General features: G+C 72.2%; 25 protein-coding genes and 3 tRNA genes. 19 read left to right on the forward strand and 9 right to left on the reverse strand.

Features of this window, described 5'->3' with window-relative positions; all coding sequences use genetic code 11:
• Positions 1–110: 110 nt before the first annotated feature.
• The 6 genes from EV562_RS16835 to EV562_RS16860 form a co-directional block, all read right to left on the reverse strand.
• Positions 111–965, reverse strand: coding sequence for an SDR family oxidoreductase (locus tag EV562_RS16835; RefSeq protein WP_133887633.1), 855 nt, complete (start codon positions 963–965; stop codon positions 111–113).
• A gap of 183 nt (positions 966–1,148) precedes the next feature.
• Complete coding sequence (locus EV562_RS16840; protein WP_133887634.1) at positions 1,149–2,207, reverse strand: 2-oxoacid:ferredoxin oxidoreductase subunit beta; 1,059 nt, start codon at positions 2,205–2,207, stop codon at positions 1,149–1,151.
• Positions 2,200–4,137: a 2-oxoacid:acceptor oxidoreductase subunit alpha gene (locus tag EV562_RS16845; RefSeq protein WP_133887635.1), complete on the reverse strand. Its 1,938-nt coding sequence runs from the start codon at positions 4,135–4,137 to the stop codon at positions 2,200–2,202. Before EV562_RS16845 ends, EV562_RS16840 begins: the two co-directional genes overlap by 8 nt.
• A 268-nt stretch (positions 4,138–4,405) precedes the next feature.
• A complete protein-coding gene (locus EV562_RS16850; RefSeq protein ID WP_275898184.1) occupies positions 4,406–5,065 on the reverse strand; it encodes a response regulator transcription factor in 660 nt (219 codons plus the stop codon).
• 546 nt (positions 5,066–5,611) lie between these two features.
• Positions 5,612–6,979: a sensor histidine kinase gene (locus EV562_RS16855; protein WP_133887636.1), complete on the reverse strand. Its 1,368-nt coding sequence runs from the start codon at positions 6,977–6,979 to the stop codon at positions 5,612–5,614.
• A 112-nt stretch (positions 6,980–7,091) separates the two neighbouring features.
• Entirely contained in the window at positions 7,092–8,318 is a 1,227-nt protein-coding gene (locus tag EV562_RS16860) for a sensor histidine kinase (protein WP_133887637.1), read from the reverse strand.
• A 242-nt stretch (positions 8,319–8,560) separates the two neighbouring features.
• Here EV562_RS16860 and EV562_RS16865 point away from each other — a divergent pair, with 242 nt between their 5' ends.
• The 13 genes from EV562_RS16865 (at position 8,561) to EV562_RS16925 (ending at position 21,036) form a co-directional block, all read left to right on the forward strand.
• Complete coding sequence (locus tag EV562_RS16865; protein ID WP_037799397.1) at positions 8,561–8,962, forward strand: NADH-quinone oxidoreductase subunit A; 402 nt, start codon at positions 8,561–8,563, stop codon at positions 8,960–8,962.
• On the forward strand, positions 8,953–9,591 hold the full coding sequence (locus tag EV562_RS16870; protein ID WP_133887639.1) for an NADH-quinone oxidoreductase subunit B: 639 nt from the start codon (positions 8,953–8,955) through the stop codon (positions 9,589–9,591). Before EV562_RS16865 ends, EV562_RS16870 begins: the two co-directional genes overlap by 10 nt.
• Complete coding sequence (locus tag EV562_RS16875) at positions 9,588–11,171, forward strand: NADH-quinone oxidoreductase subunit C (protein WP_133887640.1); 1,584 nt, start codon at positions 9,588–9,590, stop codon at positions 11,169–11,171. Before EV562_RS16870 ends, EV562_RS16875 begins: the two co-directional genes overlap by 4 nt.
• A complete protein-coding gene (locus tag EV562_RS16880; protein ID WP_133887641.1) occupies positions 11,168–12,136 on the forward strand; it encodes a complex I subunit 1 family protein in 969 nt (322 codons plus the stop codon). Before EV562_RS16875 ends, EV562_RS16880 begins: the two co-directional genes overlap by 4 nt.
• Entirely contained in the window at positions 12,136–12,696 is a 561-nt protein-coding gene (locus EV562_RS16885) for an NADH-quinone oxidoreductase subunit I (protein ID WP_133887642.1), read from the forward strand. The genes EV562_RS16880 and EV562_RS16885 overlap by 1 nt, the downstream gene beginning before the upstream one ends.
• Complete coding sequence (locus EV562_RS16890; RefSeq protein ID WP_243860075.1) at positions 12,693–13,439, forward strand: NADH-quinone oxidoreductase subunit J; 747 nt, start codon at positions 12,693–12,695, stop codon at positions 13,437–13,439. The genes EV562_RS16885 and EV562_RS16890 overlap by 4 nt, the downstream gene beginning before the upstream one ends.
• Entirely contained in the window at positions 13,439–13,831 is a 393-nt protein-coding gene (nuoK, locus tag EV562_RS16895) for an NADH-quinone oxidoreductase subunit NuoK (protein ID WP_133887643.1), read from the forward strand. The genes EV562_RS16890 and nuoK overlap by 1 nt, the downstream gene beginning before the upstream one ends.
• Positions 13,828–15,822: an NADH-quinone oxidoreductase subunit L gene (locus EV562_RS16900; RefSeq protein WP_133887644.1), complete on the forward strand. Its 1,995-nt coding sequence runs from the start codon at positions 13,828–13,830 to the stop codon at positions 15,820–15,822. The genes nuoK and EV562_RS16900 overlap by 4 nt, the downstream gene beginning before the upstream one ends.
• Positions 15,823–15,828: 6 nt before the next feature.
• Entirely contained in the window at positions 15,829–17,427 is a 1,599-nt protein-coding gene (locus EV562_RS16905) for an NADH-quinone oxidoreductase subunit M (protein WP_133887645.1), read from the forward strand.
• Positions 17,424–18,977, forward strand: a complete 1,554-nt coding sequence (locus tag EV562_RS16910; protein ID WP_133887646.1) for an NADH-quinone oxidoreductase subunit N — start codon at positions 17,424–17,426, stop codon at positions 18,975–18,977. The genes EV562_RS16905 and EV562_RS16910 overlap by 4 nt, the downstream gene beginning before the upstream one ends.
• A 322-nt stretch (positions 18,978–19,299) precedes the next feature.
• Positions 19,300–20,163 carry a zinc metalloprotease HtpX gene (gene htpX, locus EV562_RS16915; RefSeq protein ID WP_133887647.1) on the forward strand — a complete coding sequence of 288 codons (864 nt, stop codon included), beginning with the start codon at positions 19,300–19,302 and terminating at the stop codon, positions 20,161–20,163.
• The gene (locus tag EV562_RS16920) at positions 20,160–20,576 is read left to right on the forward strand and encodes a YccF domain-containing protein (protein WP_133887648.1); all 417 of its coding nucleotides are present in this window, start codon (positions 20,160–20,162) and stop codon (positions 20,574–20,576) included. Before htpX ends, EV562_RS16920 begins: the two co-directional genes overlap by 4 nt.
• A 193-nt stretch (positions 20,577–20,769) precedes the next feature.
• Complete coding sequence (locus tag EV562_RS16925; RefSeq protein WP_133887649.1) at positions 20,770–21,036, forward strand: GlsB/YeaQ/YmgE family stress response membrane protein; 267 nt, start codon at positions 20,770–20,772, stop codon at positions 21,034–21,036.
• A 148-nt stretch (positions 21,037–21,184) separates the two neighbouring features.
• On the opposite strand, the gene EV562_RS16930 is transcribed toward EV562_RS16925, so the two are convergent.
• Positions 21,185–21,673, reverse strand: a complete 489-nt coding sequence (locus EV562_RS16930; RefSeq protein ID WP_133887650.1) for a YajQ family cyclic di-GMP-binding protein — start codon at positions 21,671–21,673, stop codon at positions 21,185–21,187.
• 234 nt (positions 21,674–21,907) lie between these two features.
• On the opposite strand from EV562_RS16930, the gene EV562_RS16935 reads away from it, so the two are divergent.
• Both EV562_RS16935 and EV562_RS16940 read left to right on the forward strand, forming a co-directional pair.
• Positions 21,908–21,989 (forward strand) — tRNA-Tyr (locus tag EV562_RS16935).
• 124 nt (positions 21,990–22,113) lie between these two features.
• The gene (locus tag EV562_RS16940; protein ID WP_133887651.1) at positions 22,114–22,335 is read left to right on the forward strand and encodes a hypothetical protein; all 222 of its coding nucleotides are present in this window, start codon (positions 22,114–22,116) and stop codon (positions 22,333–22,335) included.
• Positions 22,336–22,382: 47 nt separating this feature from the next.
• Here the strand turns inward: EV562_RS16940 and EV562_RS16945 are convergent, their stop codons facing one another.
• Together EV562_RS16945 and EV562_RS16950 are read right to left on the reverse strand one after the other, a co-directional pair.
• A complete protein-coding gene (locus EV562_RS16945) occupies positions 22,383–23,039 on the reverse strand; it encodes an NAD(P)H-binding protein (protein WP_133887652.1) in 657 nt (218 codons plus the stop codon).
• Between the two features lie 244 nt (positions 23,040–23,283).
• The gene (locus tag EV562_RS16950) at positions 23,284–24,591 is read right to left on the reverse strand and encodes an amidohydrolase family protein (RefSeq protein WP_133887653.1); all 1,308 of its coding nucleotides are present in this window, start codon (positions 24,589–24,591) and stop codon (positions 23,284–23,286) included.
• A gap of 223 nt (positions 24,592–24,814) precedes the next feature.
• Between EV562_RS16950 and EV562_RS16955 the strand changes: the two genes are divergently transcribed.
• From EV562_RS16955 to EV562_RS16970, 4 genes are all read left to right on the forward strand, one after another.
• Positions 24,815–24,887: transfer RNA gene (locus EV562_RS16955), tRNA-Thr, on the forward strand.
• A 46-nt stretch (positions 24,888–24,933) separates the two neighbouring features.
• Positions 24,934–25,006, forward strand: a tRNA-Met gene (locus tag EV562_RS16960).
• Positions 25,007–25,097: 91 nt separating this feature from the next.
• Positions 25,098–25,262, forward strand: coding sequence for a 50S ribosomal protein L33 (gene rpmG, locus EV562_RS16965; RefSeq protein WP_003948671.1), 165 nt, complete (start codon positions 25,098–25,100; stop codon positions 25,260–25,262).
• Between the two features lie 102 nt (positions 25,263–25,364).
• Complete coding sequence (locus EV562_RS16970; RefSeq protein ID WP_133887654.1) at positions 25,365–25,817, forward strand: MaoC family dehydratase N-terminal domain-containing protein; 453 nt, start codon at positions 25,365–25,367, stop codon at positions 25,815–25,817.

Here is a 25,817-nt window from a genome sequence, read left to right on the forward strand (position 1 = left end):
CGGGGAGGGCATGCCACGACGAAGGTAGCGCCGCACCCGGCCGCCTGTCATGCCCGTATCGCCATACGGTCATGACAGGCGAGGTGGGTGCGGCGCCGGGAGGGGGGAGGTCAGCCCTTGAGCGCGGCGGCGACGGCCTCCGCGAACGGTGTCGTCGGGCGTCCGGCCAGCCGGGACAGGTCGCCGGTGGAGACGACCAGCTCGCCCCTGGCGATGGCGGCGTCCACGCCCGCGAAGACGTCCGCGAGCGGCCCGGGCACTCCGGCGCCGGTCAGGATGCCGGTGTAGGCCTCCAGGGAGACGGGGTTGTAGACGATCTCCTCGCCGGTCTGCCGGCTCAGCTCGGCTGCGTACTCGGCGAAGCTCCACGCCTCGTCGCCGCCCAGCTCGTACGCGGTGTTCTCGTGGCCCTCGCCGGTCAGTACGGCGACGGCGGCGGCCGCGTAGTCGGCGCGGGAGGCCGAGGAGACCCGGCCGTCGCCGGCCGCCTGCACGACGGCGCCGTGCTCCAGGACCGGCGCGAGCTGCTCGGTGTAGTTCTCGTGGTACCAGCCGTTGCGCAGCAGCGTGTACGGCACGCCCGAGCCGACCAGCACCTCCTCGGTGGCGCGGTGGTCGTCGGCGAGCGCGGCCCTGAGGCTGCTGGGGGCGCTCGTGTAGGCGAGCAGGGCGACACCGGCCTTCTTCGCCGCGTCGATCACGACCGTGTGCTGCCGTACGCGTCCCTTGTCGAACTCGTTGCCGGAGATCAGCAGGACCCGGTCGCCGGCCGCGAACAGGCCGTCGAAGGTCTCGGGCGCGTTGTAGTCGGCGACGGCGAGCCGTACCCCGAGGGCGGCGAGGTCGGCGGCCCTGTCGCGGTCCCGGACGACCGCGGTGACCTGGTCGGCCGGCACCTTCTCCAGCAGTTGCCGCACGACGTGGCGGCCGAGGTGTCCGGTGGCTCCGGTGACGACGATGCTCATGGTTTCCGCGCTCCTTGTGGGGTCCGTTGCTTCACTAACCCTAAGGCTGGCGCTGTCGAAAAGAAAGTGCCCACTTCAAAGTAAGGTACTTACCTCTGTGTGAGCCGTCGGTCGCGGCGCACGCCGAAGGGGCCCGGACGGGAAGCGTCCGGGCCCCTTCGACGTGCGGTGACGGCGGTCCCGTCAGCCGACGACCGTCCAGGTGTCGTTGCCGGAGAGCAGCGCGGCGAGGTCGCCCTTGCCGTTCTGCTCGACGGCCGTGTCGAGCTGCTCGGACATGAGCGAGTCGTACACCGGCCGCACGACCGAGCGCAGGACACCGATGGGCGTGTGGTGCAGCGTGTCGGGGTCGGCGAGCCGGGAGAGCGCGAAGGCCGTGGTCGGGGACGCGGCGTGGGCGTCGTGGACCAGGACGTCCCTCTCGTTGTCCGCGGTCACGGTGACGACTTCCAGGTCACCGGTGTGCGGATTCCGTACGACGCCCTTGGCCCCGTCGGCGCCGAAACGGATCGGCTGCCCGTGCTCCAGCCGGATCACCGCCTCCTCGGCCCGCTGCTTGTCCTTGAGGGCGTCGAAGGCACCGTCGTTGAAGATGTTGCAGTTCTGGTAGATCTCGATCAGGGCCGTGCCGGGGTGGTCGGCCGCCTGCCGCAGGACCTCGGTGAGGTGCTTGCGGTCCGAGTCGACGGTCCGGGCGACGAACGAGGCCTCCGCACCGAGGGCCAGCGAGACCGGGTTGAAGGGCGCGTCCAGCGAACCCATCGGCGTCGACTTGGTGATCTTGCCGACCTCGGAGGTCGGGGAGTACTGGCCCTTGGTCAGGCCGTAGATCCTGTTGTTGAACAGCAGGATCTTGAGGTTGACGTTGCGGCGCAGGGCGTGGATGAGGTGGTTGCCGCCGATGGACAGCGCGTCGCCGTCCCCGGTGACGACCCACACGCTCAGATCCCGGCGCGAGGCGGCGAGCCCGGTGGCGATGGCGGGGGCACGGCCGTGGATGGAGTGCATCCCGTAGGTGTTCATGTAGTACGGGAAGCGGGAGGAGCAGCCGATGCCGGAGACGAAGACGATGTTCTCCTTCGCCAGCCCGAGCTGGGGCATGAAGCCCTGCACGGCGGCGAGGATGGCGTAGTCACCGCAGCCGGGGCACCAGCGCACTTCCTGATCGGACTTGAAGTCCTTCATGGACTGCTTGCCCTCGGCCCGGGGGACGAGCTGGAGCAGTGCGTCGGTGTCAGCCATCGATGACCTCCTTCAGGACGGTGGCGAGCTGTTCCGCCTTGAACGGCATGCCGTTGACCTGGTTGTACGACTGGGCGTCGACCAGGTACTTCGCCCGGACGAGGGTGGCGAGCTGACCGAGGTTCATCTCGGGGACCACCACCTTGTCGTACCGCTTCAGCACGGTCCCGAGATTGCGCGGGAAGGGGTTGAGGTGCCGCAGGTGCGCCTGGGCGATCTCCTGGCCCGCGGCGCGCAGCCGGCGCACGGCGGCGGTGATCGGCCCGTACGTGGAGCCCCAGCCCAGCACCAGCGTCCGCGCGCCGTCCGGGTCGTCGACCTCCAGCTCGGGGACGTCGATGCCGTCGATCTTGGCCTGGCGGGTGCGGACCATGAAGTCGTGGTTGGCCGGGTCGTACGAGATGTTCCCCGTGCCGTCCTGCTTCTCGATGCCGCCGATCCGGTGCTCCAGACCGGGCGTGCCCGGCACCGCCCAGGGACGGGCGAGGGTGTGCGGGTCGCGCTTGTACGGCCAGAACACCTCGGTGCCGTCGTCCAGGGTGTGGTTCGGTCCCTGTGCGAACCGCACCGCCAGGTCCGGCAGTTCGTCCGGCTCGGGGATGCGCCACGGCTCCGACCCGTTGGCGAGGTAGCCGTCGGAGAGGAGGAAGACCGGCGTCCGGTACGTCAGCGCGATCCGGGCCGCCTCCAGGGCGGCGTCGAAGCAGTCGGCCGGGGTGCGCGGGGCGACGACCGGGACCGGCGCCTCGCCGTTGCGCCCGTACATCGCCTGCAGCAGGTCGGCCTGCTCCGTCTTGGTCGGCAGACCCGTGGAAGGGCCGCCGCGCTGGATGTCCACCACCAGCAGCGGCAGCTCCAGGCTCACCGCGAGCCCGATCGTCTCGCTCTTGAGCGCCACACCCGGACCGCTCGTCGTCGTCACCGCCAGGGAGCCGCCGAAGGCCGCGCCGAGCGCCGCGCCGATCCCGGCGATCTCGTCCTCGGCCTGGAAGGTCCGCACGCCGAAGTTCTTGTGCCTGGAGAGCTCGTGCAGGATGTCCGAGGCCGGGGTGATCGGGTACGAGCCGAGGAAGAGCGGTAGGTCCGCCTGCCGGGACGCGGCGACCAGGCCGTAGGACAGGGCGAGGTTCCCGGAGATGTTGCGGTAGGTGCCGGGCGGGAACGCCGTCGCCGCCGGTGCCACCTCGTAGGAGACCGCGAAGTCCTCCGTGGTCTCCCCGAAGTTCCAGCCCGCCCGGTAGGCCGCGATGTTGGCCGCGGCGATGTCGGGCTTCTTCGCGAACTTCGACTTCAGGAACTTCTCCGTGCCCTCGGTGGGCCGGTGGTACATCCAGCTCAGCAGCCCGAGCGCGAACATGTTCTTGCTGCGCTCGGCCTCCTTGCGGCTGAGGTCGAACTCCTTGAGCGCCTCGACGGTCAGGGTGGTCAGCGGCACCGGATGCAGGTGGTAGCCGTCGAGGGACCCGTCCTCCAGCGGGGAGGTGTCGTAACCGACCTTCTGCATCGCCCGCTTGGTGAACTCGTCCGTGTTGACGATGATCTCCGCGCCGCGCGGCAGGTCGCCGACGTTGGCCTTCAGCGCGGCCGGGTTCATCGCCACCAGCACGTTCGGGGCGTCGCCCGGCGTGAGGATGTCGTGGTCGGCGAAGTGCAGCTGGAAGGAGGAGACGCCCGGCAGGGTGCCGGCGGGTGCCCGGATCTCGGCCGGGAAGTTCGGCAGCGTCGACAGATCGTTGCCGAACGAGGCCGTTTCCGAGGTGAAACGGTCGCCGGTGAGCTGCATACCGTCGCCCGAGTCACCCGCGAACCTGATGATCACCCGGTCCAGCCGGCGGACGTCCTTGGCTCCGGCCGGTTTGCGCTGCGCTCCCACGACGGTCTCGTCGGTTCCGTCGGTCTGCTCCGCTGGGCTGCTGACCTGGCTGGTCACTTGCTGGACCTCCCTCGGGACGGCTGTCCGGGGACTGGTCTTCCACCGACCGTCCCAGGATCAACCCTACGTCCGCGCACCGTGACTTCCGGTGGACATTCGCATGATGGACACGACATCGAGAAGTCCGCGGCCCGGGAACCGCACGGCTTCCCCGGCCCCCGGCACCGGCAGGGGCGCACCCCCGCCAGCACCGGTCTCTCATTCGTCCGGACGAGCGTCCACACCGCCGAACCGGCCCGTGCTCCCGAGGCGTGGTCCGCCCGTCTCAGGAATTGAGATACGTGAGCACCGCGAGCACCCTGCGGTGATCACCGTCGCTCGGGGACAGCCCCAGCTTCATGAAGATGTTGCTGACGTGCTTCTCGACGGCCCCGTCGCTCACCACGAGCTGACGGGCGATCGCCGAGTTCGTCCGGCCCTCGGCCATGAGCCCGAGCACCTCCCGCTCCCTCGGGGTGAGCCCCGCCAGCACGTCCTGCTTGCGGCTGCGTCCCAGCAGCTGGGCGACCACCTCCGGGTCCAGGGCCGTACCGCCCTGTGCCACGCGCACGACCGCGTCCACGAACTCCCGCACCTCGGCCACCCGGTCCTTGAGCAGGTAGCCGACGCCGCGACTGGAGCCGGCCAGCAGCTCCGTCGCGTACCGCTCCTCCACGTACTGGGACAGCACCAGCACGCCGAGACCGGGATGCGCCTTGCGCAGCCGCACCGAGGCCCGCACCCCCTCGTCGGTGTGCGTCGGCGGCATCCGTACGTCCGCCACCACCACGTCCGGCAGCTCGCCCTGCGCGTCCAGCTCGGTGATGGTCTTCACCAGCGCCTCACCGTCCCCGACACCGGCGACGACCTCGTGCCCGCGGTCGGTCAGCAACCGGGTCAGCCCCTCTCGGAGCAGCACTGAATCCTCGGCGATGACCACCCGCACCCTGTCCTCCACGATCCTCGGCCCCCCACAGCCCGTGCACCTCACGGTCCGCGCGGCCCACGCCGCGTCCACAGACCGTCCGTGCGACGGGTCCAGCATTCCAGTAATCGGGGCCGGGCGCCGACAGGCAGCGGAAAGGGACGGGAAGTCCGCCTGCGAACCGGCCCCGATCCGGACGACGCCCGGCGACCGGCTGCCCGATCCCGCCGGGGCGGTCCCGCCACCCGGCCCACCCGGTCCCGCTGCCCGGCCCCGCCACCCGGCCCATCCGGTCCCGCTGCCCGGCTCCGTCGCGCGGCTCTCACACGCGGCTGGGCCACCCGGCCTCCGCGCCCCGGCCCTGTCTCGGCCGACCCCGGCCTCCCGGCCCCGTCGGCCCCCGTCGACCCCTGTCGGCCGCACCGTCGGCCCGCCCCGCTGGCCCGGTCCCGCCGTCCCGGTCCCGTCGGCCTGGGGGAGGAGGCCGGGTGGACCGGGCGGGCGGCGGACGACGGCACGTGCGCCCGGCCCGGGGTCGGCACCGGGCCGGGCGCAGCGCGTCGCGGATCAGCGGGTGAGCGGCTCGTTCCGCCACGGCAGCTCCGCCGTGATCCGCGTCGGCCCGCCGGCCGGCGAGTCCACCACGAGGATTCCGTCCACCGCGTCGAGCCGCTCCGCCAGACCGGCCAGCCCGGACCCGGCCGACGCGTTCGCACCGCCCACGCCGTTGTCCACGACCTGGAGCATCAGCCGGTTCTCCACCCGCCACACCTCCACGGCGGCCGACGTGGCCCGCGCGTGCTTGCTGATGTTCTGGAGCAGCTCAGAGACCGTGAAGTAGGCGATGCCCTCGATCGCCGACGCCGGCCGCTCGGCCAGATCGACCTCGACCCGCACCGGCACCGTGCAGCGGGAGGCGACCGAGGAGAGGGCCGCGTCCAGACCCCGGTCGGTCAGGACCGCGGGGTGGATGCCGCGGGCCAGGTCCCGCAGCTCCTGGAGCGCCGTCTTCACCTCGCCGTGCGCCTCGTCCACCATGACGGCCGCGGCCCGGGGGTCCTCCTTGAGCTTCTCCTTGGCCAGTCCCAGGTCCATGGCGAGGCTGACCAGCCGGGCCTGTGCCCCGTCGTGCAGGTCGCGCTCGATGCGCCGCAGGTCGGCCGCGGCCGTGTCGACCACGACCCCCCGGTCCGACTCCAGCTCCACGACCCGCGTCGCCAGCCGGGACGGCCCCAGCAGCCCGTGCACCATGACCCGGTCCACCGTCGTCAGCCCGCGCACCAGCCACGGCGTCGCCAGCGTGAACAGCAGCCCGACCAGGGACGTCACGGTGATCTCGAAGGGGTTGTCCAGGTAGATCCGGTGCGTCTCGTCGCCGTACAGCTGGAGCCCGTCCTGGCCCGCGTACATCGGGAACACCCAGAACCACAGCGGGTAGGTCAGCATCGCCCACCCCACGGCCCAGACGTTCAGGGCGATGACGAAGGAGAACACCGACCACGGGAACTGCAGCAGCGCGTACAGCAGGCTCCGCCAGGAGGCGCCGCTCTTGAGCACCGCCCCCATCCAGCCCATCGCGCCCTGCTTCTTCAGCCGCAGCGGCTCCGGGTCGGACACCCGCAGCCCCAGCAGCGCACGGGCCCGGGCCCGCTCCATCGCCCCGAAGCCCCGGCACCCGGCGAGCGCCGCCGCCAGCACCGGCACCCCGAGGAACGTCACCAGCAGGCCCGCTCCCAGCGACACCATGGTGACGGCGTACGTGAAGAGCAGGATGCCGACCGGCAGACCCACCAGGACGTAGCCGAACTCCCGCCAGCTGCGCGCCTCGAACGGTGCGCGCAGCCCGGCCGGCAGCCGGTGGCGCCGCGCTCCGGTGTCCCCGGGGAAGCCGGACCCGTCCCCGAGCCCGTAACTCTGTCCGTATTCCGTGGCCATCGGTGCCGTCCTTCTCCTCGTCGCCTACGGCTGTGCTGTCGTGACTCCACCCTCCTCGACCGCGCCGTCCGGGCCAATGGAGCCCGTCGGCGTCCGGGAAGGGGGGTTTTCCCTACCTCCTGGGTGCGGAGCCGGCCGCGTCGGCCGCCGTGCGGTCGCGCCAGGGCAGCTCGGCCGTGATCGACGTCGGGCCGCCCTCCGGCGAGTCGACCACGAAGAGACCGTCGACGGCGGACAGCCGGTCGGCGAGACCCTTCATCCCCGTACCGCCGTCGAGGCGCGCGCCCCCGCGGCCGTCGTCCCCGACCTGTATGAGCAGCCGGTCGGACGACCGCCACACCTCCACGGAGGCCGACCGCGCGGCGCTGTGCTTGCTGACGTTCTGGAGCAGCTCCGAGACCGTGAAGTAGGCGATGCCCTCGATGGCGGCCGCGGGGCGCTCCGTCAGGTCGACCGTCACCTTCACCGGCACGGTGCAGCGGGTGGCGACCGAGGAGAGGGCCGCGTCCAGACCCCGGTCGGTCAGGACGGCCGGGTGGATGCCGCGGGCCAGGTCCCGCAGCTCCTGCAGGGCCAGCTTCACCTCGCCGTGCGCCTCGTCGACCATGGCAGCCGCGGCGTCCGGGTCCTCCAGCAGCTTCTCCTTGGCCAGGCCGAGCCCCATGGCGAGGTTGACCAGGCGGGCCTGTGCCCCGTCGTGCAGGTCGCGCTCGATGCGCCGCAGGTCGGCCGCGGCCGTGTCGACGACGACGCCCCGGTCCGACTCCAGCTCGGCGATCCGCCGCTCCAGCCCGTCGGACGGGGACAGCAGCCCGCGCACCATCGCCCGGTCGGCGTTGGCCAGCGCGCGTGCGATGAACGGCAGCACCGGCCACAGCACGAACAACGAGGTCAACGTGACGACGAAGGTGGCGACGCCCCAGGGGAACCGGATGACGTCGTACAGGACCGTGCGCCAGCCCACCGGGTCCTTCAAGGACATCCACAGATGTGCGAAGAAGCCGCGCCCGCCCTGCCGCGGCAGCGGGCTCGGCTCGTCCACCCGCACCCCGAGCAGCGCCCGGGCCCGGGCCCGCTCCAGCTTGCCCAACTGCCGGGCGCCCAGCAGCCCGGCCGCCAGCAGCGGCAGCCCGATCACCGTGACCGTCAGCCCGATGCCGACGGACAGCATCGTCACGGCATAGACGAACCCGAGCAACGCCACCGGGAAGTTCGCCAGCAGGTGGGCGATCTCCTTCCAGGTGTGCCGGTCGTAGGCGAAACGGGCCGGCGGCAGGCGGTCGTCGGCCGCTGCGCCGGTGGTCCCGGCGGGGCTGGAGGTCGAGAGACGTTCGGTCATACCCGTCAGCGTGCCGTGCGGCGCGGTGCCGCGCCATGAGGGGGACCGCCGCAACGCACTGAGGAAAACCCCACCCCGCGTCCTCCCGTACGACGGGCTGCTTACCGTCTCTTTATCAGGCTCTAGACTCCCGTGCGTACAGATCGTCGGACGGCAGCGTTCATGACGGTCACGACGTTCACGACAGGGAGCGAGGGGCGCACGTGCCGGACCCGACCGCCGGCGGCGCGACCGCCGGCGCCGTGACCACCGCCGACGCCACCGTCGGGCTCGCCGCGGACTATTTCCGGTCCTATTCGGTCGTCGGCCTGCTCGCCGTCGTGGGGGTGCTCTTCGTCGCCGTCGCCTTCGGCGCGGGGCGCCTGCTGCGGCCGGTGGTCCCGACCCCCGAGAAGCTGCTCACCTACGAGTGCGGCGTCGACCCCGTCGGAGAGGGCTGGGCCCACACCCAGGTCCGCTACTACGTCTACGCGTTCCTCTACGTCGTCTTCGCGGTCGACTCGATCTTCCTCTTCCCCTGGGCGACGGTCTTCGCCGACCCTGGTTACGGCGCCACGACCCTCGTGGAGATGTTCGTCTTCCTCGGGTTCCTCGCCGTGGGCCTGTTGTACGCATACAAGAAGGGCGTCCTGTCATGGACGTGAACCCCTCCGAGTCCGCACCCGCTTCCGCTTCCGCACCGGTGCCGCTGCCCGAGCCCAAGCGGCTTGGCACGCTCGCACGCCTCGCCCCGGAGCCGATGAAGGTCGTCCTGAACTGGGGCCGCCGCTACTCGCTCTGGGTCTTCAACTTCGGCCTCGCCTGCTGCGCGATCGAGTTCATCGCCGCGTCGATGGCCCGCCACGACTTCATCCGGCTCGGCGTCATCCCGTTCGCACCCGGCCCCCGCCAGGCCGACCTGATGGTCGTCTCCGGCACGGTGACCGACAAGATGGCGCCGGCCGTCAAGCGCCTGTACGAGCAGATGCCCGAGCCGAAGTACGTCATCTCCTTCGGCGCCTGCTCGAACTGCGGCGGCCCCTACTGGGACTCCTACTCCGTGACGAAGGGCGTCGACCAGATCATCCCCGTCGACGTCTACGTGCCCGGCTGCCCGCCGCGCCCCGAGGCGCTGCTCCAGGGCATCCTCAAGCTCCAGGAGAAGATCGCGCGGGAGTCCCTGGGGGAGCGGTACGGCACGTCGCCGCGGCCCTCGACGGCCGCGCTGCGAAGCGACCTGGTGCGACCGCCGGCCCCGCCCTCCGGCACGGGCGACGCGGGGGAGGGACGATGAGCGCGGTCGGCTGGCTGCCCGCCGGCGCCGAGGAACTCTTCGGCACGGACGCCACGGCGGAGGAGTCCTACGACCTCCTGACCGTCGACGTGCCGCCCGGGTCCTGGATCACCGCCCTGGAGACGGCGCGGGACCGGCTGGGCTGCACCTACTTCGACTGGCTGAGCGCGGTCGACGAACCGGGCACCGGCTTCCGCGTCGCGGCACACGTCGCCGCGCTGGGACCGGTACGCCGGCTGCTGCTGCGTACGACCGTCCCGCACGAGGCTCCGGTCCTGCCCACCGCCGTCGGGGTGTACGCCGGCGCGGCCTGGCACGAGCGCGAGACGCACGAGATGTTCGGCGTCGTCTTCGCGGACCATCCCGGCCTCGGCCACCTGCTCCTGCCGGAGGGCTTCGAGGGCCACCCGCTGCGCAAGGACTTCGTCCTGGCCGCCCGCGTCGCCAAGGCCTGGCCCGGCGCCAAGGAACCCGGCGAGTCCGACCACGGCGGGCCCCGGCGACGCCAGATGCTGCCGCCGGGCGTCCCCGACCCCAACGAGTGGGGCCCGCTCAAGGGCCAGCTCCCGCCCGCCCCGGCCCGCCCGGCCCGAGGTGCGGGACGTGCGGCGGGGGAGCGCCCGGCCCGCGCGGCGGGCGAACGCCCGGCCAGGCGGACCCGGACGGCCGCCGAGGGCTCCGTCGGTCAGCGGACGGAGTCGCCCGGCACCGACACCCCGGCCGCTCCGCGCCGCTCCCGTACGACGGCCGAGGGCTCGGTCGGCCAGGGCTCTCCCGGCATCGGGGCGACGGCCGCCCCGGCGCCGCGGCGGTCGCGCAGCGCGAGCCAGGGCTCCGCGTCCCAGCGAGCGGCCGGCCCGACGGACGGACCCACCCCCGCGGCCACCCCCGGCTCCACCGCCGACTCCGCGACGGACGGGCCCACTCCCGGCTCCACCGCCGACTCCGATCCCGGAGCGCAGCAGGACGCCGACGGTTCCGGCGCCGCGCCCGCGGGTGGGGCACCCCGTACCGACCCCGGCCCGGCACCGCGGCGGGACCGGTCGGCCGGTACCGCGGGACCCCGGCGGAGCCGGAGCGCGTCCCAGGGCTCGGCGAGCCAGCGGGACGCCTCCGAGGCCGGGCAGCGGGACGGAGAGGACGCCGACCGCGCCCCAGGGGACCGCGGCGACACCGGCGCCGTGTCCCCGCCCGCCGGGGAACGGGCCCCGAAACCGGCGCCCGCCGCACCGCGCAGCCCGGACGCCCCGTGGCACCACGCCCGCCCGGCGTTCGACGAACCCGAGGCTCCTGGGGGAACGGACGCCTCCCAGGAGGCCGCCATTCCCCAGGAGACGCAGGCCTCGCAGGAGGAGGACGCCACCCGGGAGGCGGACGTCTCCCGCGGGCCCGGCACCTCCGGTGACGGCGACACCCCCGCTGACCGGAACTCCCACGACGACCCGAACTCCCACAACGACCGGGACCGCTCCGAAGACGGCGACGCCCCCGAAGACGGCGACGCCCCCGAAGACGGCGACGCCCGCGAAGACGGCGGCTCCCCCCGCCGTCCCCCGAACCCTCCAGGAGGCCCGCAGTGAACGACGCGCTCGACGTCACCCTGCGTCTCCTGGTCGTCTTCGTCGTCTTCCTCACGTTCCCCCTGATCGTCGGCCAGACCGAGCACAAGGTGATGGCCCACATGCAGGGCCGCCTGGGCCCGATGTACGCGGGTGGCTTCCACGGCTGGGCCCAGCTCGTCGCCGACGGCGTGAAGTTCGCGCAGAAGGAGGACGTGGTCCCGGCCGACGCGGACCGCCGCATCTTCCAGCTCGCCCCGGCCGTGGCCCTGCTGCCCTACCTGCTGGTGCTCCTGGCCATCCCCGTAGGCCCCGGGGAGGGAGCGGTCGGCCAGGTCGTCGACGCGGGCGTCTTCTTCGTCCTCGCCGTCATGGGCGTGGGCGTCCTCGGCTCGCTCATGGCCGGCTGGTCCTCCGCTAACAAGTTCTCCCTCCTCGGCGGCCTGCGTACCGCCGCCCAGCTCCTCGCCTACGAACTCCCGATGCTGCTCACCGCCGCGTCCGTGGCGATGGCGGCCGGCACCGTCTCGCTCGTCGGCATCCTCGACGCCTTCGAGTGGTGGTGGCTGCCCTGGCAGATCGTCGGCGCGATCGTCTTCTTCGTCGCCGGGCTGGCCGAACTGCAACGGCCCCCGTTCGACATGCCGGTCGCCGACTCGGAGATCATCTTCGGCGCCTACACCGAGTACACCGGTCTGCGCTTCGCCCTGTTCCTCCTCGCCGAGTACGCCGGGATCGTCGTCCTGTGCGGACTGACCACGGTCCTCTTCCTGGGCGGCTGGCACGGCCCCTGGGGTGCCGACGGTCTCGGCTGGGTCTGGACCCTGCTCAAGGCGGCCGTCCTCGCCTTCGTCGTGATCTGGCTGCGCGTCACCTACCCGCGGCTGCGCGAGGACCAGCTCCAGAAACTGTCCTGGACCCTCCTCATCCCCCTCTCCCTCGCCCAGATCGCCCTCACCGGCATCGTCAAGGTGGTGATCGCGTAATGCCCCCCATCCCGGGCAGCGGCCTGGCCAAGGGCCTGGCCGTCACCCTGCGCACGATGACGAAGAAGACCGTCACCGAGCAGTACCCGGACGTCCAGCCGGAGCTGCCGCCCCGCACCCGCGGTGTGATCGGCCTGTTCGAGGAGAACTGCACGGTCTGCATGCTGTGCGCCCGCGAGTGCCCCGACTGGTGCATCTACATCGACTCCCACAAGGAGACGGTCCTGGCGGCCACGCCCGGCGGACGCGACCGCAGCCGCAACGTCCTCGACCGGTTCGCCATCGACTTCTCCCTGTGCATGTACTGCGGTATCTGCATCGAGGTCTGTCCGTTCGACGCCCTGTTCTGGTCCCCGGAGTTCGAGTACGCCGAGACCGACATCCGCGACCTCACCCACGAGCGCGACAAGCTGCGCGAGTGGATGTGGACCGTGCCGGCCCCGCCCGCCCTCGACCCCGGCGCGGAGGAGCCCAAGGAACTCGCCGCCGCCCGCAAGGCCGCCGACAAGCTCGCCGCGCAGCAGCAGCCGGACCAGCCCGGTCAGGAGGAGCCGACATGACCCTCGCCGCGGCCGCCGGCCACCTCACCGCACACGCACACGCACACTCCACGGCCACCGCGGCCGGGACCCACGGCTTCCTGTCCCCGACCGGTGTCGAGATCGCCTTCCTCCTCGTCGGCCTGGTCACCTTCGCAGCCGCCGTCGTCACCGTCACCACCCGCCAACTCGTCCACGCGGCACTGTGGCTGGTGGTGGCCCTCGGCGGCCTCGCCGTCGAGTACCTGCTGCTCACCGCCGAGTTCATCGCCTGGGTCCAGGTGCTCATCTACGTCGGTGCCGTCGTGGTCCTCATCCTGTTCGGCCTGATGCTCACCAGGGCGCCCATCGGCCGGTCCCCGGACGCCGACTCCGGCAACCGCTGGGCCGCCCTCACCGTCGCCGTCGCCTCCGCGGCGGCTCTGGTGTGGGTCGTCGCCGACGCCTTCCGCACGACCTGGATCGACCTGGACGGCCCCGCCGCCGGCACCACCGCCGTCACCGGAGCGAGCCTGTTCCAGAACTGGGTCCTCCCCTTCGAGGCCCTCTCCGTCCTCCTCCTCGCCGCCCTGGTCGGCGCCATCGTCCTGTCGCGCAAGGCCGATGCCAAGGCCGGTGCCGAGGCCGTGACAAGGGCCGGTGCCGAGGCCGGTGCCGTGACCAGGGCCAAGGCCGAGGCCAAGGCCAACGCCGACCACCCGGCCGGCCCCGCCACGACCGACACCGCGCCCCCGGCCGGGCCGGGAGAGGGCGGTGACCGCTGATGCACCTCGCCTATCCCGCCGTCCTGTCCGCCCTCCTCTTCTGCACCGGTCTCTACGGCGTCCTCGCCCGCCGCAACGCGATCCTGGTCCTGATGTCGGTCGAGCTGATGCTCAACGCCGTCAACCTGAACCTGGTCGCCTTCGACGTCTGGCTCAGCAGGGCCGCGGAGGAGACCCTGCACTCCGGCCAGGCCCTGACCCTGTTCACGATCGCCATCGCGGCCGCCGAGATCGGCATCGGCCTGGCGATCGTCCTCGCCGTCCACCGCAACCGCGGCACCGCGGACATCGACCGGCTCCGCGACACCGCCGAGGGCCACGAACCGGACGGCACCGACACCGACACCCCCGCGACCGGGACGGCCGCCGAGAAGGCTGAGGCCAGCGCGTGACCACGACCACCCTCGCCGTCCTCGTCCCCCTCCTCCCCTTCCTCGGGGCAGCCGCCGGGCTCCTGCTGGGCCGGTCGGCGCCCGGGTTCGTCCGGCCCCTCGCCGTCCTGCCGACGCTGGCGGCACTCGTCCTCGCCGTGCTCGTCGCCGCCCGCCAGGGCGGAGGCCGGGCCGTCGACGCCGCCACGGAGCTGACGCCGACCGGTTCGGTCCCCGTCGAACTCGCCCTGCACATCGACGGCTTCGCCGCGCTCGTCGCCGTCCTGGTCGGCACCGTCGCGACCTGCGTGCAGATCTACTCGACGGGCTACCTGCGCGACGACCCGCGCTACCCCTCGTACGCCGCTCTCGTCTCCCTGTTCACCTCCGCCATGTTCCTCGTCGTCTACTCGGGCGACCTGATGGTGCTGCTGGTCGGCTGGGAGGTCATGGGCATCTGCTCGTACTTCCTGGTCGGCCACTACTGGGAGACCCCGGAGGCACGCGCCGCCTCCCTCAAGGCCTTCCTGGTCACCAAGCTCGGCGACGTCCCCTTCCTGATCGGGCTGCTGGCGCTGGCCACCGAGACGGGCTCCTTCCGCATCACGAAGATCCTCGACGCGGTCGCGAGCGGCTCCCTCGACCACCCCACGCTCATCGCCCTGCTGCTCCTGGCGGGCGTGGCGGGCAAGTCGGCGCAGTTCCCGCTGCACACCTGGCTCCCCGACGCGATGGCGGGCCCGACGCCCGTCTCCGCGCTGATCCACGCCGCGACGATGGTCGCCGCCGGCGTGTACTTCGTCGCCCGGCTCCTTCCGCTCTTCGAGGCATCGCGGGCCGCGATGGCCGTCCTCGCCGTCATGGCGGCCGTCACGATGGTCGGCTCCGCGCTCGCCGCCCTCGCCCAGGACGACATCAAGCGGGTCCTGGCCTACTCGACGATCGGGCAGCTCGGCTACCTGACCGGCGCCCTCGCCACGGGCGACCGGGGCGCCGCCGTCTTCCACCTCCTCACCCACGGCGCCTTCAAGGCGCTTCTGTTCCTCGCCGCCGGTGTCGTCATCCACGCCGCCGGCACCAACTCGCTGGCCGCCATGTCCCGCGTGCGGGGTCTGCGCGACCGCGTCCCGGACGCCTACTGGACGATGACCGTGGCCCTGCTCGCGCTCGCCGCGATCCCGCCCTTCAGCGGCTTCTTCTCCAAGGAGTCCGTCCTCGGTGCCGCGGAACACGTCGCCACCGGCCACACCGAGCACGCGCCCGGCGCCGCGGGCTGGACCGTCCTCGTCGCCGGCCTGGTCACGGCTCTGCTCACCGCCGCCTACGCCACCCGCCTGTGGCTGCTGGCCTTCCGCGGACGGGGCGCCGAGGCCCCCGACCACGGCAGGCAGCCGGTGGTCATGAACGCCGTGCTCTGGGTGCTCGCCGTCCCCTCACTCGCGCTGGGCGGCCTCACCTTCCGTCTGCTGCCCGACTGGTTCGACGGCCGCGACCTCACCCCGACCCTCACCACCTCCGTCCTCGGCACGGGCGTGGCCCTGGTGGGCGGCATCCTCACCTACGCCGCCTGGCGGCACACCACGGCGCTCGCCGACCGCGCCCCGCTGGGCGCCGTCGCGGCCCACCCCGAGGGCGACGCCGCCCTGGTGGAGGCCGAGGCCATCGCCAGCCACCGGCCCGCCTACGGCGACCTCGCCTCCGCGCCCGACCCGTCCGATCCGGGACGACTGCTGCTGGGCCCGGTGCACCGGCACGCGGCGGCCGGCTTCCACCTGGACGCGGTGTACACGACCCTCTTCGTCCGACCGGTCCGGGCCGCGGCGAGCCTCGTCCGGTTCCTCGACCGCGAGGTCGTCGACACCTACGTACGCGCGGCGGGCGGGCTGCCCCGCTTGCTCGGGGCCGCCGTACGACGTGCCCAGACCGGCAATGTGCAGACCTATGTGAGCGCGCTGCTCGCCGGCACCGTCGTCCTCGCGGTCGCCGCCGTCCTCGTCGCCACGGGAGCGTGAGCAGGCGTGATCGATATCAACGAGTCCGTGATGCAGGTCCTTCTCGCGTTCCTCGTCGTCGGCCCGCTCCTCGGCGCCGCCGCCGCGCTGCTGCCGGCCCCGCCCGGGCTGAAGGGGAAGTCACCCGAGCAGGCCGTGCTCCGGCACGGCGTCACCGTCACCGGCGCCGTCCTCGTCGCGGCGATCGTCCTCGTGCTCGGCTTCGACCACGACCATCCGTCGAAGATGCAGGCCAGCACGGACATCAGCTGGATCCCCGCGCTCGGCGTGCGCATCCACCTCGGCATCGACGGCATCTCCCTCCCCCTGCTGGTCCTGACCGCGCTGCTGACCTTCCTCTGCGCGCTCTACTCCTACTTCGAGCAGCGACACGAGCGGCTGACGCCGCGGAAGCCGCGCCCGAGCCCGAAGGCGTTCGTCGCGCTGCTGCTCGTCCTGGAGGCCGGCACCCTCGCGACCTTCGCCGTCCTCGATCTGGTCCTGTTCTTCCTCGCCTTCGAGACGGTCCTCATCCCGATGTACTTCCTCATCGCCCGCTGGGGCGGCGAGGGACGGGCCGCGGCCGCCTGGAAATTCATCCTCTTCACCCTCCTCGGCTCCGTCGTCATGCTGCTCGGCCTGCTCCTGATCGGAATCACGGCGGGCACGTTCGACATGGTGGCACTCGCCACTGACAACGGCCGGTCACTGACCGCGTCCGTGCAGGTCATCGCCGTTCTGGCGATCGGGATCGGGCTCGCGGTGAAGACTCCGATGTGGCCGCTGCACAGCTGGCTGCCCGACGCCCACACCGCCGCGCCGACCGTCGGCTCGGTGCTGCTGGCCGGCGTCCTGCTGAAGATGGGCACGTACGGGTTCGTCCGCATCCTCCTCCCGGTCGCGCCGGACGGCTTCCGCACCTTCGCGCCCTACCTCGCCGCCTTCGCCGTCGTCGGCATCGTCTACGGCTCCCTGGCCTGCCTGGCCCTCGCCAGAAGAGGCGCGAAGGGCGACCTCAAACGCCTCATCGCCTACTCCTCCGTCGGCCACATGGGCTTCGTCCTGCTCGGCGTCGCGACCATGACCCCGACCGGCGTGAACGGCGCCCTCTTCGCCAACATCGCCCACGGCCTGATCACCGGCCTGCTCTTCTTCCTGGTCGGCGCGCTCAAGGACCGCACCGGCACCACCGACCTCGACACCCTCGCCGAGGAGTCCGGGCACGCCCTGTACGGCAAGGCGCCGCACCTGGGCGCGCTGGTCGCCTTCGCCGCGGTCGCCTCGCTGGGCCTGCCGGGCCTGGCCGGGTTCTGGGGCGAGATGCTCGCCCTGTTCGGCGCCTTCGACCCCCACGACGACCTCAGCCGCCCGGCCTTCCTCACCTTCATGGCGATCGCCGCCTTCGGCACCCTGCTGACCGCCGCGTACATGCTGATCGTGGTCCGCAGGGTCTGCATGGGCCCCGTACCGCAGGACGCCCCGCGCCTCGCCGACGTGCGGACGTACGAGTTCGCCGCCTGGACCCCGCTCGTCGCCCTCACCGTCGTCGCCGGACTGTGGCCCAGGACCCTCCTCGGGCTGACCGACCCGGCCGTGCAGCAGCTCCTCTCAGGAGGCCACCGATGAGCTCCCCGGCCCAGCACCTCGCCGAGGCGGCCCTCGCGCAGCAGCCACTGGCGCAGAACCTCGTCCAGTCCGTCGACTGGCTCGCCGTCGCGCCGCCCACCCTCACGGCGGTCGTCGGGCTCGTCGTCCTCGTCACGGACCTGTTCGTCAAGGACGCCCGCAAGCCCCTGCTCGGCTGGATCGCGGTCGCCGGACTCGCCGCCTCGGCCCTCATGCTGCTGCCCCTGATCGGCGACGACCGCTCGACGTTCTGCCTGACCGGCCGGCCCGGCGTCTGCAGCTACACCGCGGACACCTTCACCCTCGCCGTCCAGTTCCTGGTGCTCGGCGGCGCCCTGCTGACCGCCCTCCTGTCCCTCACCGCCGTCAAGGACGCCGAGCGGGGACTGCCCGAGGGCGAGTTCTGGTTCCTGCTGCTCTCCTCCGCGGCCGGCGCCGCCCTCCTGCCCGCCTCCCGCGACCTCGCGACCCTCGTCGTCGCCCTGGAGGTCGCCTCCCTGCCCGCCTTCGCCCTCGTCGGCCTTCGGCAGGGCGATCGCAAGTCCTCCGAGGCGGCCCTGAAGTTCTTCCTGTCCTCGGTCACCGCGACCGCGGTCAGCCTCATGGGCATCAGCTTTCTGTACGCCACCACCGGCACCCTCCACCTCACCCAGGTGGCCGAGCGCGTCCAGCACGTCGACGGGCAGTTCGCCACCCTCGCCCAGACCGGCGCCGTCCTCACCCTGGTCGGCTTCGCCTTCAAGACGGCCGCGGTGCCCTTCCACTTCTGGGTGCCCGACACCTACGTGGGCGCGCCCCTGCCGATCGCGGCCTACCTGTCCGTGGTCGGCAAGGCGGTCGGCTTCTGCGGTCTGATCCTCGTCACGGTCGTCGCCCTGCCGTCCTACGCCGACGTGTGGGGCCCCGCCCTGGCGGCGCTGGCCGCGCTCACCATGACCGTCGGCAACGTGGGCGCCCTGCGCCAGCAGGCCACGCGCGCGTACAGCGCGGTACGTCTGCTCGCGTGGTCGTCCGTCGGGCAGGCCGGCTACCTCCTGGTGCCGATCGCGGCCGCCGCCTACTCCGACGACCCCGAGCACTCGATCGGCTCCACCGTGGCCTACGCGCTGATGTACGCCGCGGTGAACCTCGGTGCCTTCGCGGTGGCCGCGCTCGTGGGCCGCACGAGGTCCCTGAACCGCGTGGCGGACTACCGCGGCCTGTACGCGTCCAACCCCCTCACCGCCCTGCTCCTGGCCTTCTTCCTGCTCTGCCTCGCCGGACTGCCGCCCGGCGTCATCGGCCTCTTCGCCAAGGTGACGGTGTTCTCCGCGGCGGTCGACGCCGGACTCGGCTGGCTGGCCGTCGTCATGGCCGTCAACGTCGTGATCGCGCTCTTCTACTACCTCCACTGGACCGCACTGCTGTTCCGGACACCCGAGGACGCCACCGCCCGCCACCGCGCCCCTGCCCCCCTCACCGCCGCCCTCACCGTGACCGCGGTCCTCGCCGTCGCCCTCTCCGGGGCGCCCCAGCTGATCCTGCGCTTCGCCGACACCGGCCTCTTCTGAACGCACCCCGGCACACACCGACGCCGACCGGCAGGCACCGGCCCGCCCCGGACCCGCCCACGCGCGCGTGCGGCGCCCGTCCTCCACGCCCGTCCTCCACGCGCGCGTGAAGGACGGGCGCGCGGCCGTCACCCGTACGGGTCACACCTGCCCCGCCCGGCGCCGGGGAACTGGCGGCCCTCGCCTGGCGTTGACCAGTAGGGAAGGGTCCACTGGACGTGTTCACCCACGGCACCCGTGGCACCGGAGACAGGGAAGCGACACAGCGAGCGAGACCAGCAAGCAAAAGGGTTCCCCTGCTGCACGACTTGGAGGGCGTACCGTGCACCGCCGGCACAACGGGCTCAGGACCGCAGTACTCCTCGGGGGACTGTCCGCGCTCATCATCGTCATCGGCAGCTTCTTCGGCCGAGCGGGGCTCGTCGTCGCCGTCCTCGTCGCCCTGGGCACCAACGCGTACGCGTACTGGAACAGCGACAGGCTCGCCCTGCGCGCGATGCGCGCCCGGCCGGTCAGCGAGTTCGAGGCCCCGGCGCTCTACCGCATGGTCCGCGAGCTCTCCACCCAGGCCCGCCAGCCGATGCCCCGCCTGTACATCTCCCCGACGGAGGCACCGAACGCCTTCGCGACCGGCCGCAACCCGCGCAACGCGGCCGTGTGCTGCACCGAGGGCATCCTGCGCCTGCTCGACGAGCGCGAGCTGCGCGGCGTCATCGGGCACGAACTCAGCCACGTCTACAACCGCGACATCCTGATCTCCTCCGTCGCCGGCGCCCTCGCCTCGGTGATCATGTTCCTGGTCAACTTCGCCTGGCTGATCCCCGTGGGACGGTCCAACGACGACGACGGGCCCGGCCTGCTGGGCATGCTCCTCATCATGCTGCTCGGACCGCTCGCCGCCACCGTGATCCAACTGGCGATCAGCCGGTCCCGGGAGTACGAGGCCGACGCCTCCGGCGCCCAGCTGACCGGCGACCCGCTCGCCCTGGCCGGCGCCCTGCGCAAGCTGGAGACCGGCACCAAGCAGCTCCCGCTCCCCCCGGAGCCCCGGATCGAGACCGCCAGCCACATGATGATCGCCAATCCCTTCCGGCCGGGGCAGGGGCTGTCCAAGATGTTCTCCACCCACCCGCCGATGGCGGAGCGAATCGCCCGGCTCGAAAAGATGGCAGGTCGACAGCAGTGAAGACCATCCTCAACGTCATTTGGCTCGTGCTCAGCGGCTTCTGGCTGTTCCTCGGCTACCTGCTCGCCGGCGCGCTGCTCTGCATCACGATCATCGGGATCCCCTTCGGCATCGCCGCCTTCCGCATCGGCGTCTACGCCCTGTGGCCCTTCGGGTACACGGCGGTCGAGCGCCGCGACGCGGGAGCCCCCTCCTGCGTCGGGAACGTGCTGTGGCTCCTCCTCGCCGGCTGGTGGCTGGCCCTCGGCCACATCGTCACCGGCATCGCGTTGTGCGTCACGATCATCGGCATCCCGCTCGGCGTGGCCAACTTCAAGCTGATCCCCGTCTCGCTGCTCCCGCTGGGACGCGAGATCGTGCGCACCGACCAGCCCTTCACGGCGTCGGGACCGCAGCAGCGGACCGGCTGGTAGGCGTACGGCCGAGGCGCCACGCCGCCGAGCACCCGCAGAACCCGCAGGTGTCCCGCGTCGCACCGGCCTGCCCGGTGCAACCACAGGCCGCCGTCACGACGTCCTCACCGGCAGGAAGACAGGAACACCGCGCAGGAACGAGCCCACGGCACTGGCACAGTGCGGGCTCAGCCGGAAAGGGCAGGGTCACGGCATGACCGTCATCAGCTGGATCATCCTCGGACTGCTGGCCGGAGCCATCGCCAAGTTCCTGCTGCCGGGCCGCGACCCCGGAGGGCTCGTCGGCACCACCCTCATCGGCATAGCCGGTGCGTTCATCGGCGGCTGGATATCGGCCCGTTGGCTGGACCACCCGATCAGCAAGGACTTCTACGACGGCACCACCTGGGCCGCGGCGATCGGCGGTTCGCTGGTGCTCCTGATCGGCTACCGGCTGCTGTTCGGCAACTCGCGCGACTGACCCGCGCGGCCGGACGGCGTGCGGCCGGACGGCGTGCGACCGGACACGGCAGAGGGCGGGCACCGCGGGTGCCCGCCCTCTGCCGTCCGCGAAGGCCCGGCGCCACCAGCCACCGCGCCACGAGCCACCGTGTCACCGGCTCAGCGCATCACCGGTAGTTCACGAACTGCAGCGCGAAGTCGAAGTCCTGGCCCTTCAGCAGGGCGATCACGGTCTGCAGGTCGTCTCTGCTCTTCGAGGAGACCCGCAGCTCCTCACCCTGCACCTGGGCCTTCACGCCCTTGGGGCCCTCGTCGCGGATGAGCTTGGCCACCTTCTTCGCGTTCTCCTGGGAGATGCCCTCCTCGATCGACGCGAAGATCTTGTACTCCTTGCCGGACAGCTGGGGCTCGCCCGCGTCCAGGGACTTGAGCGAGATGCCGCGCTTGATCAGCTTGGACTGGAAGACGTCGAGGATGGCGTTCACCCGGTCCTCGGAGTTGGCCTCCATGAGGATCTTCTCCCCGGACCACGAGATCGAAGCGCCCACGCCCTTGAAGTCGTAGCGCTGCGAGATCTCCTTGGCGGCCTGGTTGAGGGCGTTGTCGACCTCCTGCCGCTCGACCTTCGAGACGATGTCGAAACTGGAGTCGGCCATGTCCTGTGGCTCCTTGTATCTGGGTGCGTGTCGGGCCGCGAATCGGGTCCGTACCGGCATACGTCGGCGACCGCCGGGCCCGCAGGGTCCCCGGCCGCATCCGGACAAGCCTAGCCACCCGTCGCGGTGCGAGCGGCGATCAATCGGGTGGCGAAGCACCCCTCCGCATCAGGTATTGTTTACGTCGTTGCCACGGAGCACCGCCTCACAGCGGTTCTACCGGCAGCGAACCCCGGCGGTGTGCCCGAGCGGCCAAAGGGAGCAGACTGTAAATCTGCCGGCTCAGCCTTCCCAGGTTCGAATCCTGGCGCCGCCACACGGGATCGAAGGGCCCCGTGACCTGCTATCACAGCAGGTCACGGGGCCCTTCGTCATGGATGGCTCCGAGAGGGCGGCTCGTGGGGCGGCCGTGGGGCCGCGCCGGCGGGCAGACTGGTGCCATGGCCTCGTCGTCCTCCCGCCGCAGAACCTGCCCCGAGTGCCGCCGTGAGATCGCCGTCGTCGCCGGGCGGTACGCGCGGCACGACCCGTCCGGAGTGCGGGCGAGCGGTGAGCTGGTGTCCTGTCCGGGCTCGCGCCGCCCGGCACAACTGGGGGCGGCGCAACCGTCCTTGGACGGCTACGTCGTCCCCGACTTCCCCGGGCAGCTGCCCCTCTTCTGACCCGTTCCCGCCCGGCCTCGCCCCGAGGCGCCCGTGGCCGCGTCGCCTCAGTTCCCGGCGACCGACTTCACCGCCACCGAGACGGGTGACGAACCGCTGATCAGCTCCAGGGTCAGGCCGTTCGTGGCCGGGGTGTCGACCAGTTCCGCCAGGACGGCGGCGACGTCGTCGCGCGGGACGGACCCGCGGCCGGTGCGCGCCTCCAGCCGTACGAGCCCCGTGCCCGGGTCGTCCGTCAGGGCACCGGGGCGCAGGATCGTCCAGTCCAGGGCGTCCTGCGAGCTGACGTAGGCGTCGGCCTCGCCCTTGGCGCGCAGATAGACATCGAAGATCTCGTCCCCCTGGTGCCGGGGGTCGGCGCCCATGGACGACACGATCAGGTAGCGCCGCACGCCCGCCCGGACGGCCGCGTCCGCGAAGAGGACCGCCGCCGCCTTGTCCACCGTGTTCTTGCGGTCCACCCCGCTTCCCGGGCCGGCCCCCGCCGCGAAGACCGCCGCGTCCGCGCCCCGCAGTACCTCCGCGACCTCCTCGACCGAGGCCGACTCCAGGTCCAGGACGACCGGTTCCGCACCGGCCGCACGCAGGTCGTCGGCCTGCTCGGCCTTGCGGACGATGCCCGCCACCTCGTCACCGCGCGCGGCGAGCAACCGCTCCAGCCGCAGCGCGATCTGACCATGACCACCAGCGATGACAATGCGCATGCCTTCGACCGTACGCCCCGACGGCCGCACACGCCCCACGACTTCGCCGACCTCGGGCAGCCCTGCCCGCTCGCTACCCCACGACTTCGCCGACCCGCGCAGCCCCGCCCCCACCTCGTCCCCGGGGCTTCGCCCACCCCGTGCTCGCCGGCCCCCTCGCCGCCGCACGACTTCGGCCCCCCCCCGCACAGCCCCGCCGCCTCGCCAGCCCAGCCCTCCACCGAGGGCTCAGGCCCCAAGGGCATCAGGCCTGGTGTCCGCGACCGCCCGGTCCCTCGCGTCCGTCCCGGGGCCCCTGCCCGTAGCCGCGCCCCTGCCGGGGCAGCCCGAGGTCCGAGGCGGTGGTGGAGTCGCCGTACTCCCGTACCGCGCTGGTCCGCGCCACCACGCGCCCCCGGTGCACCACGATCCGGCTGTACGCCAGCGACAGCGCGCCCGCCAGCCGGTCCCCGCGCACGGCGAGGAGTTCGGCCGGGAAACCCGCCTCCACCCGCACCTCGGGCAGGCCGAGCGCCGACCGTGCCGCCGCGCTGACGGCGTCGTACGCCTCCTCGGGGCGCAGCCCGTGGCGCGAGGCCAGCAGGTAGGCGGCCTCCAGGGGGTCGCCCCGCCCGACCGGGTTGGACACGTCCCGCAGCGCACCGCTTCCGGCGGTGACCCGCACCCCGGCCGCCCGCAGCGGCCGCACCGGAGCCGTGTCCTCGGTGCGGTCCGTCGCCCCGCAGGCACCCTGCGGCAGGCAGACCACCGCCACCCCGGCCGCCGCGAGCTGGTCCGCGGCCCGGGAGAGCGCGTCGGCGGTCAGCCGGGCCAGCCCGCCACAGGGGCCGATGGCCACCCCGGGGCGCAGTCCGCCCGCCATGGCCGCCAGGCGGGCCAGCCGCGCCGGGTCGGCGCCGTCCGTGTGCAGGTCGACCGGGCAGCCGTGCTCGGCGGCGACCTCGAGAACGGCCTCCACGTAGCCCGTAGGGTCGGGATCCAGGTCCGGGCACCCGCCCACCACGTCCGCGCCCATCTTGACGGCGTCCCGCAGCATCGCCAGCCCGTCGGCGCCGGCCACCCCGGTCAGCACCCTCGGCATCGCCACCGCGGTCAGCTCGGCGAGCCCGCGCAGTGAGCGCCGGGCCCGCAGCACTGCGGTCAGCGCGCCGAGGCCCGCGACGTCGCCCACCCGCACGTGCGCCCGCGACGCGGTGGCACCGTGGCCGAGCTGGAGCAGCGCCGCCTCGGTGGTCCGGCGCTGGACGTCCTCGGGGTCGTAGGAGACGGGGCCCGGGACGTCGGCCGTGAGCGCCGTGTCGGCGTGCACGTGCGGGTCGGCGGGGGCGGGCAGCAGCAGGTATCCGCTCAGGTCCAGGTGGCCGCCGGGGCCGGGGCCGCGCACCGGGGCCAGGCTGCCGGCCGTGCCGACCGCTTCGATGCGCCCGCCGTGGAGCCGTACGTCCACGGTGCGGCCGTCGGTGAGCCGCGCCCCGCGGAGCAGGAGCGAGCCGCGGTCGGCGGGGTCCGAGGGGGAGGGCGAGTGGGGCGGCTGCGGTTGGCTGTCGGGCATCGCGCTCCTCTGGGCTCGGGACTGCGCAGTGGGGGACGCAAGATCACGCAGAGTGAGTCGAGCCTAGGACGGTGATCAGCCCGTGGTGCGCAGGAGCGCAATAGTCGTACCGGTGCGGTCCGTGCCGCCGGGGCCCCGCGGGAGCGGCCGGGACGGGACGGGGCAGGGTCGGCGAAACGGATTTGGGCGAACGGCGGGCGACCGTGTAATGTCTTCATCGCTCGCCCCAATAGCTCAGTCGGCAGAGCGTCTCCATGGTAAGGAGAAGGTCAACGGTTCGATTCCGTTTTGGGGCTCTGGTGTGAGAGGTTCCCGTCGCAAGGCGGGCTCCGATCGCATCACAGCGGTGTAGCTCAGTCGGTAGAGCAAGCGGCTCATAATCGCTGTGTCACCGGTTCAAGTCCGGTCACCGCTACTCTCAGTAGCCGATTGCGGGGTCGGTCCTTCAATCGGCTACTCTTTCTTGCGTTAATACCATCAATCCGTTCGTCAAGGAGTGCACTCACGTGGCTGCCACCGACGTCCGCCCGAAGATCACGCTGGCCTGCGTGGAGTGCAAGGAGCGGAACTACATCACCAAGAAGAACCGGCGTAACAACCCGGACCGACTGGAGATGAAGAAGCACTGCCCGCGTTGCAACGCGCACACCGCGCACCGCGAAACGCGATAAATCAGGCTCGTACGTGAGGCCGTCCCCGGATCATCGGGGACGGCCTCACGTCGTTTCCTCACCCGCAGCCAGACCAGACAGCAGCATGGAGGTGCCGAGCCCATGGCGCTCGACCAGTCGTTCGTGGGGCGGAGTTACCCGCCGACCGCGCCCTACGAGGTGGGCCGGGAGAAGATCCGTGAGTTCGCGGAGGCGGTCGGGGACGCCAACCCGGCGTACACCGACGCGGAGGCCGCGAAGGCGCACGGCCATCCGGACGTGATCGCTCCGCCGACCTTCGTGTTCTCCATCACGTTCAAGGCGGCCGGTCAGGTCATCGAGGACCCGCAGCTCGGTCTCGACTACAGCCGGGTGGTGCACGGCGACCAGAAGTTCGCCTACGTCCGTCCGGTGCGGGCCGGTGACCGGCTCACGGTCACCTCCACCATCGAGGCGATCAAGTCGATGGCCGGCAACGACATCCTGGACATCCGCGGCGAGGTCCACGACGAGGCCGGCGAGCACGTCGTGACCGCCTGGACCAAGCTCGTGGCCCGCGCGGCCGGGGAGGCGTGA

It is taken from the genome of Streptomyces sp. BK208, from assembly GCF_004364245.1.
Classification (GTDB): Bacteria; Actinomycetota; Actinomycetes; order Streptomycetales; family Streptomycetaceae; genus Streptomyces.